This is a genomic window from Marivita sp. S2033, assembly GCF_046592965.1.
GTDB lineage: Bacteria > Pseudomonadota > Alphaproteobacteria > Rhodobacterales > Rhodobacteraceae > Marivita.
Window position 1 is genome coordinate 1 of sequence record NZ_JBISBV010000007.1, and the last position, 10704, is coordinate 10704.

General features: G+C 63.4%; 9 protein-coding genes. All 9 read right to left on the minus strand.

The window, feature by feature from the left end:
* Nucleotides 1-253 precede the first annotated feature (253 nt).
* The 9 genes from ACGKZZ_RS12665 to ACGKZZ_RS12705 all read right to left on the minus strand — a co-directional run bounded on the left by ACGKZZ_RS12665 (nucleotide 254) and on the right by ACGKZZ_RS12705 (nucleotide 10638).
* Nucleotides 254-1438 (minus strand): thioesterase family protein, encoded by a 1185-nt coding sequence (locus tag ACGKZZ_RS12665; RefSeq protein ID WP_411223942.1) that lies wholly within the window; start codon nucleotides 1436-1438, stop codon nucleotides 254-256.
* Between the two features lie 377 nt (nucleotides 1439-1815).
* Nucleotides 1816-2541 (minus strand): RlmE family RNA methyltransferase, encoded by a 726-nt coding sequence (locus tag ACGKZZ_RS12670; RefSeq protein ID WP_411223943.1) that lies wholly within the window; start codon nucleotides 2539-2541, stop codon nucleotides 1816-1818.
* A gap of 164 nt (nucleotides 2542-2705) precedes the next feature.
* Nucleotides 2706-3494, minus strand: a complete 789-nt coding sequence (locus ACGKZZ_RS12675; RefSeq protein ID WP_411223944.1) for an FAD binding domain-containing protein — start codon at nucleotides 3492-3494, stop codon at nucleotides 2706-2708.
* 3 nt (nucleotides 3495-3497) lie between these two features.
* Entirely contained in the window at nucleotides 3498-5885 is a 2388-nt protein-coding gene (locus ACGKZZ_RS12680) for a xanthine dehydrogenase family protein molybdopterin-binding subunit (RefSeq protein WP_411223945.1), read from the minus strand.
* 45 nt (nucleotides 5886-5930) lie between these two features.
* Entirely contained in the window at nucleotides 5931-6416 is a 486-nt protein-coding gene (locus ACGKZZ_RS12685) for a (2Fe-2S)-binding protein (RefSeq protein WP_411223946.1), read from the minus strand.
* Nucleotides 6417-6472: 56 nt separating this feature from the next.
* Nucleotides 6473-6997 carry a CoxG family protein gene (locus ACGKZZ_RS12690; protein WP_411223947.1) on the minus strand — a complete coding sequence of 175 codons (525 nt, stop codon included), beginning with the start codon at nucleotides 6995-6997 and terminating at the stop codon, nucleotides 6473-6475.
* Between the two features lie 88 nt (nucleotides 6998-7085).
* Complete coding sequence (gene der, locus ACGKZZ_RS12695; protein ID WP_411223948.1) at nucleotides 7086-8537, minus strand: ribosome biogenesis GTPase Der; 1452 nt, start codon at nucleotides 8535-8537, stop codon at nucleotides 7086-7088.
* A gap of 67 nt (nucleotides 8538-8604) precedes the next feature.
* Entirely contained in the window at nucleotides 8605-9933 is a 1329-nt protein-coding gene (locus ACGKZZ_RS12700; RefSeq protein ID WP_411223949.1) for a PQQ-binding-like beta-propeller repeat protein, read from the minus strand.
* 48 nt (nucleotides 9934-9981) lie between these two features.
* Complete coding sequence (locus ACGKZZ_RS12705; protein WP_411223950.1) at nucleotides 9982-10638, minus strand: hypothetical protein; 657 nt, start codon at nucleotides 10636-10638, stop codon at nucleotides 9982-9984.
* Between the last annotated feature and the right edge of the window lie 66 nt (nucleotides 10639-10704).

Below are 10704 nucleotides of genomic sequence, written 5' to 3' on the forward strand. Positions count from 1 at the left end.
CGTCCGTCCCGTCAACCGCCCCAACGTGCACCTCAGCGCCGCCGGTGAAGGGGGTTCTAAGCCTACCAACCCAAACCCGCAAGCAGAAAATGAAGGAAAATCGGGAAAATCGCCAAGTCCTGTGCAACCTACTGTAATTACGAGGATATTAACCCGAGATAATGTTCAAAATCGTACTTCGGCCACGACCCGACGCACTCCCGGACCATCGCGTTCATGGTTATCCACAGGCTTACCCACATATGCCCCTGCGTCAAGCAAGAGACTCACCCTCTGTTTCGACGGGAATCACACGGTGACGGTCTGCCAGACGCTCCACCATCGCTTTGACATGGGGCAGCGGCGGACAGGATCGGCGCGTTTTCAACGATACGTGCAGCAGGAACTGATCGCATGTCGCCAGACATGCACCGTCGGCCGAGCGAACCATCTCGTGCCAAAGCCTCAGCTTCTTGCCCTGGCCCAGCGTCACACGGGTCGTGACGCGAATGTCTTCCCCGGCATGGGTTTCGTTCAGATAGCGGATATTCGTCTCGGCGGTGAAATAACTGTTGCCAGCGGCGATGTAGGCCCGGTCCGCGCCGATATGGGTCATCAGTTCTTCGGAGGCATCCGAGAACAGTTGCCCGTATCGACCCTCGTTCATGTGGCCGTTCATGTCCGTCCAATCCACCGGCACGACACGACGCACCGTGACCAGCGGGACCGCATCGCCCAATGGTCCGCGCAGGGTGTTGTCGTGCTCAAGGATCAGGCGGCCGGCGCCGACCTCCTGCTGCTTGAGCGCACGCAAGACGGCCACGAGCGCGTCATCGCGGCGCCCTGCCCCTTCGCCCGCAGCGGCATCAGCGTCAAACAACGCTGCTTGGCCCCAGTTCAAGCCGGGACGATCACGGTCCCTGATGTCGATCCCTTGCGCCGGGGCCATGCCGACCGCGCTCAGGATGGCGGTCGCAGATTCGATCATGACATGCGACGTCGTTGCGTTGGAAACCAGCTCGACCAGCGGCAAAAGGTAGACAGGAGACACCGCGCGCGCGGACACGATCTGTTCGGGCCGCTCTGCATGTCGCTGACACGCGAGCAAGGCCTCGGGGTCCGACACAACGATGACCGCATCATCGGCGCAGTGGATTTGCACCTCTTGCACGGTCTTGAGGCTTTCGACCAACGGCCCCGCCCCGCTCAAGTATATCCACTCGGCCTCCTGAACGGCCTCGGCCAAACTTTCCGCGACCCGAACCGTTCCGCGTGTCGGCATCGGGGCTTCATACAGCATCGGCAGGACGCGCGCGGCGTTGGCGATGGTGTCGTCCATGTTGTGATCGGGCGTCGCCACGGGGTCGAAGATGCGGACATCCCAGCCCATCACCACAAAGCGCGCCGCCCATTCCTGGCCCGCCGCATTCGCGCCGATTATCGCCGCTTTTCTAGTCATTCTGTCGTCGGGCGCGGCATGTGATGTCCTCTTTTTTGACGATCACCAGTCTGCCACCGGATGTGCGCTCAACCAAGAGATTGGTGCTCGCCAGAGCGCAAAAGCCCATGTTTTCATAGCGCACATGCCGTCAAAGCGGCACAAAAACGCCGTATTGAGCGGGTATGGATCAGAATGTGTCAAACCGCCTGGAGAGGCTTCATGCGACATTATCCTGATCTATATGCCGCCGATCCGCGTGTGGATCGCTTGTTTGAATTGCACCGACAAAGCGCGGTTCAGGCGCTCTTGCGCGATGCGGGAGATATCGGCGACAGTTTGCGTCCTGACATCGCGTTAGGCTTGCGGGAACGCGCGATACGGTCGTTGCGTGCAGATCAGTCCTCATCGCCCCGAAACCCGGTTGCGATCACGAATTTCTCGGAGCTATCGGAGCGCGACGCCGGAGGTTTGACGTTCATCACCTTGGTAAAGCGTTGTTTCAAAAGCTTTTGCAGCTCGCCCTCCGCCCCTCCGGCGAGGACTTTGGCCACGAACGTTCCGCCCTCATCCAGCACGTCAAAGGCGAAATAGGCGGCGGTTTCGCACAGGTGGATGATGCGCAGATGGTCGGTCTGTTTGTGCCCGGATGAGGATGCCGCCATGTCCGACATGACCACGTCGGCCTTGCCGCCAAGCCAGTTTTTCACTTTATCATCAGCACCTTCGTCCAGAAAATCGAGCTGGTGAATTTCGGCTCCGGCAATCGGTTCGACCTCTTGCAGGTCGATCCCCAGAACGGTGCCCACCTTCTTGCCCTGCTTTTCGCCAAGCGCATTGACGCGCTTCACGGCCACCTGACACCAGCCGCCGGGTGCGCAGCCAAGATCGACGACCCGCGCACCGGGGACGAGAAACCGGTATTTTTCGTCCAATTCCAATATTTTATAGGCCGCGCGCCCGCGATACCCATCGGCCTGCGCGCGTTTGACGTAAGGGTCGTTCAACTGCCGTTGCAGCCAACGGGTCGAGCTGAGCTTGCGGCCACGGGCGGATTTCACCTTGACCTTGAGGTCGCGTTGCCCGCGTCCAGAGGTGTTCTTGCCGTCCGGGGTCTTGGCCATGTCGTCACCGTTTGGTTGCCTTCAGCTCGCTCTAACACGGCGGTCGGGAAAGGTCAGCAGCGGATCGGTGTTCCGTACGGACAGGACGGATCGTACGCGCGAACCGTACGAAACTTCCGTACAGATGCGAAAACCCCGGCCCGAAGGCCGGGATTTTCGGAAATTCAGCCCGCCGCCGCGACGGCGCGTTTGGTCATCACGCCGACCAGATGCGCGCGGTAGTCGCCCGAGCCATGGAGATCCGAGATCATCCCATCGCCCGGCACCGACAACCCGTCCAAAGCATCGCCCGAGAAATTCGACGACAGCGCCTCTTCCGCCTCGCGCCAGCGGAACACCCCTTCCTCGGACGCGCCGGTGACGGCGACGCGCACGCCGTCCTTGAACCGTGCGACGAACACCGCGACCAGCGGAAAGCGGGAGGCAGGCTGTTCGAACTTCATGTAGGCGGCGGATTGCGGGATCGGGAACCGCACTTCTGTGATGATTTCGCCCTCCTCCAAGGCGGTGTCGAACATGCCCTGGAAATAATCATCCGACGCGATCTCGCGGTCGTTGGTGACGATGGTGGCCCCCGATGCCAGTGCCGCCGCCGGATAGCAGGCTGAAGGGTCGTTATTGGCGAGGCTGCCACCGATGGTGCCGCGATTGCGCACCGCGGGGTCGCCGATCTTGCCTGCAAGTGCGGCGAGTGCAGGATAAGCACTGGCCTCTCGCATGATGTCGCCGTGGGTGGAGCTGCCGCCGATGGAGAGCTGGCCGTCATCCAGCGTTCGGATTCCCCTCATCTCGTCGATGCCGGTCAGGCTGACCAGAACCGATGGTGCGGCAAGGCGCTGTTTCAGCGTCGGGATCAGGGTTTGCCCGCCCCCCAGCGGCTGCGCCTCGTCGGCCTTGAGCGCCGCGACAGCCTCGGCGATGGTCTTGGGCCGTTCGATGTCAAAACTATACATGGCTCAAGCCCTTTCCTGTTGCGTGTTCATGGCCGCCCAGACGCGCGAGGGCGTGGCGGGCATGTCGATATGTTCCACATTGTGACCACCCGATTGCATCGCGTCGATGATCGCGTTGATGACGGTGGGCGGCGAGCCGATGGCCCCCGCCTCGCCGCAGCCTTTGACGCCGAGCGGGTTGTGGGTGCAGGGCGTCTGGCAGGAGTGGTCGACGACATAGTTGGCCATGTCGGGCAGATCATCGGCGCGGGGCATGGCGTAATCCATGTAGGACGCCGAGAGCAATTGGCCGTCCTCGTCATAGGTGCAGTTTTCAAGCAGCGCCTGCCCGATGCCCTGCGCGATGCCGCCATGCACCTGGCCTTCGACGATCATCGGGTTGACCACATTGCCGAAATCATCCGCCGAGACGAATTTTTCAATGGTCACCTCGCCGGTTTCGGGATCAAGCTCCACCTCGCAGGCATAAGCGCCCGCCGGATAGGTGAAGTTGGCCGGATCATAGAAGGCGGTTTCTTCAAGCCCCGGTTCGATGTCTTCGAGCGGGTAGTTGTGCGGAACGTAGGCCGCCAGAGTCACATCGCCCCAAGCGACCGATTTGTCGGTGCCGGCGACGGTGAACTGGCCGTCCTTCAACTCGATATCGGCGTCGGATGCCTCGAGCAGGTGGCCGGCGATCTTCTTGGCCTTGTTGATGATCTTTTCGGTGGCGCGCACCATCGCAGAACCGCAAACGGCAAGGCTGCGCGAGCCGTAGGTGCCCATGCCGAAGGGAATCTTCGCGGTGTCGCCATGCACGATCTCGATCATCGATTCGTCGATGCCCAGCATGTCGGCGACCACTTGCGGGAAAGCGGTTTCGTGTCCCTGCCCGTGGCTGTGCGCGCCGACCATGACGCTGATCGAGCCGGTGGCGTTCACCCGCACGGTGGCCGCATCGTAAAGCCCGGCGCGGGCACCAAGCTGGCCGACAAGGCGCGACGGCGCGATGCCGCACGCCTCGATGAAGCAGTTGACGCCAAGGCCGCGCAGTTTGCCGTTCTTTTCAGACTCGGCACGGCGCGCCGGAAAGCCCTTGATGTCGATGAGCTCTTCCATCTTGTCCATCGTGGCGACGTAATCGCCGGTGTCGTATTCAACGGCAACCGGGGTCTGATAGGGAAACTCGGTGATGAAATTCTGCCGCCGCAGCGCGATCGGATCGACGCCAAGCTCGCGCGCCGCCTTGTCGATCACGCGCTCAAGCTGGAACGTCGCTTCGGGGCGGCCCGCGCCCCGATAGGCATCGACCGGCACAGTGTTGGTGAACACCGCCTTGACGTTCACATAGACATGCGGCGTCTTGTAATTGCCCGCCATCAGCGTGCCGTGCAGCCATGTGGGAATCGACGGCGCGAACGAGGACAGATACGCGCCCATGTTGGCGTAGGTCAGCGTGCGCACGGCGGTGAAGTTGTTGTCCTTGTCGAGCGCCAGTTCGATCTTGGTGACGTGATCGCGGCCATGCGCATCCGACATGAACGCCTCGGAGCGGCTAGACGTCCACTTGACGGGGCGGTTGCAGGCCTTGGCGGCGAAGGTCACGAAGGCCTCTTCGGCGTAGTGGAAGATCTTGGTGCCAAAACCGCCGCCCACGTCAGGCGCGACGACGCGCAGCTTGTGTTCGGGGATGCCGAGCACGAATGCCCCCATCAGCAGACGGATGACGTGGGGGTTCTGGGAGGTGGTGTGCAGCGTGTATTCCTCGTTGGCGCGAGCGTATTCGCCCACCGCCACGCGCGGCTCCATCGGGTTGGCGACGAGGCGGTTGTTGACCAGTTCGAGCGTGGTGACGTGATGGGCGTTCTTGAACGCCTCGTCGGTCGCGGCCTTGTTCTCTTCGACAAAGCCCCAGTCGAAACAGAGGTTGTCGGTGAGGTCGTCATGCACGAGCGTGGCGTTCGGCTCCAGCGCGGCTTTCATGTCGACGACGGCGGGCAGATCCTCGATATCGGCGACGATCGCCTCGGCAGCATCACGCGCCTGTTCCAGCGTTTCGGCAACCACGGCGGCGTAAGGGTCGCCGACATGGCGCACCTTGCCTTGTGCGAGCACCGGATGGCCCGGTTCCTTCATCACCTCGCCGTGCTTGTCGGTCACCTGCCAGCCGCAGGGGATTGAGCCGACGCCCTCGAAATCGGTGCCGGTGAAGATGCGCACGACGCCGGGCATGGTTTCGGCCTCGGTCGTATCGATGCCGTTGATTCTTCCATGCGCCACGTCCGAGCGCAGGAAATAAACATAGGCCTGATTGTGGATATTGATGTCGTCGGTGTACTGACCGGCTCCGGTCAGGAAGCGGACGTCTTCGCGCCGCTTCGGGCTTGCGCCAATGCCATGATCTTTGGGCATGTCGGGTCTCCTCCCTGGAGTGCCGGGCTTGCCCCGGCGTGCGTTTTATTCGGCGGCGACGGCTGGCACGTCCTGTCCGGATGCGGCCAGGATCGCCTTGACGATGTTGTGATAGCCGGTGCAGCGGCAGATATTGCCTTGCAGGTACTTGCGGATCTCGGTTTCGGACGGCTTGGGGTTGTCCTTGAGCAGCGCGGCGGCGGACATCACCATGCCCGGAGTGCAAAAGCCGCATTGCAGGCCGTGGTGATCCTGAAACGCCTGCTGGATCACGCTGAGCGAGCCATCCTCGTTGGCCATGCCCTCGATGGTGCGCACCTCGGCGCCATCGGCCTCGGCGGCGAACATGGTGCAGGATTTCACGTCACGCCCGTTCACATGCACGACGCAGGCACCGCATTGCGAGGTGTCGCAGCCGACATGGGTGCCGGTCAGGCGCAGGTCTTCGCGCAGGAATTCGGTCAGCAGCGTGTTGCCCTTGACCTCTCCGGTGACGGATTTTCCGTTCACCGTCATGGTTATCTTCGTCATCTTGCTCCTCCCGTCGATGTCGTTTCTTGCTATGGTGGGTCAAAGAGGCGTGCCGCTCAAGACACGATTTTGCGGAACCAGCCTTTCTTGGGCGCGTCTTTGGCCGTGTTGGTGTCTTCCTCTGATTCCGGTTCTTCGGACGGGCCTTCGACGGCCTGTTGCAGATTGGTGAAGAACTGATCGGCCATCTTCTTGGCAAAGCCGTCGATGATGCGGCTGCCGAGCTGGGCCAGCTTGCCGCCGACCTTGGCATCTACGTCATAGTGCAGTTCGGTGCCGTCCTCGACGGCGGCAAGCTTGACGTCGGCGGCGCCCTTGGCAAAGCCGGCCGCACCGCCCTTGCCTTCGCCGGTCAGGGTCAGCGATAGCTCGGGCACCATGTCGGTCATGACGACGGTGCCCTTGAACGTGGCCTTCACCGGGCCGACCTTTTGCACCACGACCGCCTCGAAGCCGTCATCGGCAGAGCCGGTCATTTCCTGACAGCCGGGGACGCATTGCTTGAGCACGTCCGGATCAAGCAGCGCTTTCCAGACGATATCGGGCGGGGCGGCGATCACGCGGGATTCGCTCATCTGCATGGGGGCCTCCTGGGTCGGTTTGGACCGACGCTACCGCGCAAACCGCGAATGGCAAAGGAGAAGTTGGAGAGACGCCCCCCGAAAGCGCCTAGCCGGGTTTCTTGCCGAGGTGCTTTTTCAATGCGCCGGCGTTGCGTTCGCGGCGGCCCTTGTAGGGGTTCTTGTCGCCCTGCCCGCGCAGTGTCAGGCGAATGGGCGTGCCCGGCATGTCGAAATCCTCGCGCAGCGCGTTCACCAGATAGCGTTTGTAGCTTTCGGGCATCTTGTCGGGATGCGAGCACATCACCACGAAGCCCGGCGGACGGGTCTTGGCCTGCGTCATATAGCGCAGCTTGATCCGCTTGCCCTGCGGCGCGGGGGGCGGATGCTGTTCGACCATGCCACCAAGCCAGCGGTTGAGCTGCGCGGTGGTGACGCGGCGGTTCCAGACGTCATGCGCCTTGAGGATGGCGGCGTGCAGACGGTCGATGCCGCGGCCTGTCTTGGCCGAGACCGTGACCAGAGGCGCGCCGCGCAGTTGCGGCAGGAGGCGTTCGAATTCCTCTTTCAACATCCGCAGCTTGTCCTGCTTGTCGTCCTCGACGTCCCACTTGTTGACGGCGATCACCACGGCACGGCCTTCGCGCTCGGCCAGGTCGGCGATGCGGAGATCCTGGCTTTCGAAGGGAATCGCGGCATCGAGCAGGACCACCACCACCTCGGCGAATTTCACCGCGCGCAGACCGTCGGACACCGAGAGCTTTTCGAGCTTTTCCTGCACCTTGGCCTTCTTGCGCATGCCAGCGGTGTCGAAAATCCGCATATGGGTGCCGTTCCATTCGGTCTGCACCGAGATGGCATCGCGGGTGATGCCCGCTTCGGGGCCGACCAGCAGGCGGTCTTCGCCAAGGATCTGGTTGATCAGCGTGGATTTACCGGCATTGGGCCGCCCGACCACGGCGATTTGCAGCGGCTTGGCCTTAGTGATCGCGCGCGGTGCGTCTGGGTCGTCGTCGTCCACATCGACTTCGGTTTCGGGTGCGTCGGGTTCGGCGCGTTCGCGGAACGCATCGGCCAGCGGTTGCAGCACGGAATAGAGCTCGGGCATGCCTTCTCCGTGTTCGGCAGAGAGGCGCAACGGTTCGCCAAGACCAAGCGCGTAGGCTTCGAGCACGCCGGCATCGGCGGCCTGCCCCTCGGCCTTGTTGGCACCGAGGATCACATGATTGCTGCGCTTGCGCAGGATTTCGGCGAACATCTCGTCGGTCGGGGTCACGCCGGTGCGCGCGTCGATCATGAAGAGGCACACATCGGCCATGTCGACGGCGCGTTCGGTCAGCTTGCGCATCCGTCCCTGAAGGCTTTCGTCGGTTGCCTCTTCCAGACCGGCGGTGTCGATCACGGTAAAGCGCAGATCGCCAAGCCGCGCCGCCCCTTCGCGCAAGTCGCGCGTGACGCCGGGCTGGTCATCGACCAGCGCCAGACGTTTGCCGACGAGGCGGTTGAACAATGTCGACTTGCCCACGTTGGGGCGGCCGACGATGGCAAGGGTGAAGGACATGTGCGCGCAAGGCTCCGGTTCGTATCAGACCGCTCGCCTAGCCTATTTCCCGCGCCCGCGAAAGGGGTCAGCGATAGGCGTGCAGCACACCGGCCTTCGAGACGACGTAAAGCGTGCCATTGGCCACAACGGGGCGGGTCGTGGCCCCCTTGGGAATTGCCGTCTGCCCGATCAATGCACCCGACGCCGGATCGAAGGAGCGCAGCACACCATCGGAGGAGGCGACGACCAGGCGGTTCCCGGCCATGATCGGTCCGTGATTGGTGAACATCGCATCGCGGCTCTTTTGGGGTTTGCGCACCGGTTCATAGCCCGGCAGATCGACCGCCCAGATTTGCGTGCCGTCGGTGGCGTCCAGGCGGATCAGTTCGTTGAGATCGGACACGAAATAGACCGAGTTGCCCGCCGGCCAGACCGGATTGAGCGCGCCGTGCTTGGCCGTCCAGAGCCGCTCGCCGGAATTCACGTTGAGCGCGACGACGCGGCCGGAGTGGTTACCGGCATAGACCGTGTTTCCGTCGATCACCGGATAGCCGGTGATGTCATCGACCAGCGAAATCGCAAAGCCCTTGCGCGCGCCGACGATATCGACGCTCCAGAGGCGCAACCCGCCTTGGCGGAAGGCGCCCTGCACGGCACCGCTGCCGAAGGAAAAGACCACATGTCGGTCACTGACGGCAGGCGGAGCGGCTCCGGCGACGTTGTTGGAATCGCCCAGACCCTCGGATTGCCAGCGGATGCGGCCATCGCTTTGTTCGATGGCCCAGGCGGTGCTGTCGCCGGCGACGAGGTAGACAAGATCGCCGAACACCGTGGGTGCGCCGGTGGCGGTGGCTTGCAGTTTCTGGGTCCAGATCTCGCCCCCGGTGCTGGCGTCGAGCGCCGAGAGGGTGCCGAAACCCGATGTCACATAGAGACGCCCGTTGTCATAGGCGAGCCCACCCGCCAGCGCCTGACCGGCATCGTCGCGCAGCGGCACGAGGCTGTAGGACCAGAGAGCCTGCCCCGCCGTCGATGTGGCGGACACGCGCCCGGCGCTGTCGATTGTGAAGATGCGGCCATCCGCGACCACCGGATCGGTGATGATGCGGGCGCGGCGTTTGTCGCCCTGCCCGATCGAGGTGGACCAGAGCGGCGTGAGATTTGCCGCCAGCGCGGCATTCTCGGTGCGCAGCGACGGGCTGACATGGCTTTGCGGCCACGCGGCATTGGCGCGGGCGACGGGGATGTTGGCGGGCGCGGTGAAGTTGGCGGCGTCTGCGCCGGTCGCGCTGTCGGTTTCCTGAAGGATGTCGCGCACCCCGAGGCGTTCGCCGGGCAGGATGATTTCGCGTTCGGTGCAGGCGGCAAGTCCGCTCAGTCCAAGCACTCCGGCCATCAGAATCGTTTTGTTCACTGCCCTGCCCTCGTCATTATATCGTGCCGTGGTTCCGCGCCTCTGGCATCAGGATGCGTTAAGCTCGCCTCCGAGCGCCACAATCAACTGAGATGCGCGTCTGCGCAAGCCTGCAGTGAGTTCGGCATCGCCCAGAATGGCGTTGAGGCGGGTCACGGCGGCATCGGTTTCGCCCGCTTCGATGTCGAGCAGCGCCAGCTGTTCCTCGGCCAGAAGGCGCAAGGGGGCACCGGGTGCGGCCATCGCCTCGAACGCCACGCGGCGCTCGTCTGCGGCGAGCGGGCTTTCGGGACGGGTGAGCGCCTTGTAGCTGGCGATCTGTCGGTAAATCTCGGGCAGCGCGCCATTGGTGGCGGTGTCGTTCAAGCGCTGTGCGGCCTCCGCGCCGTTGTCGGCGGCGGACTGCTCGGCAGCGATGAGCATGTCGAGCATGGCGGCGCCCTCGGGTGTGGGGGCGTCGATCCCGGTCATGGCGGCCACCCGGTCTGTGGCATCGTCGTTCTCCAAAGCGGCCAGAACCGCATCGCCGAACGCCTGCGCGCGCGCGGCTTCGGCGGAGCGGGCGTATTCGCGATAGGCGGTGCCGCCCACGAGCAGGAGAACCGCGACAATCGCGATCCAGCCGTAGCGGCGCATCAGGCGGAACAGGCGGTCGCGGCGGACCTCTTCTGTCACCTCGTCGATAAAGCTGTCTGTGTCGCTCACCCGTCTGCTCCCTTGCGCGTGCCGGTTCGCGCCCCTCTTAGCGCGAGAGGCCACAGGTGCCAAGCG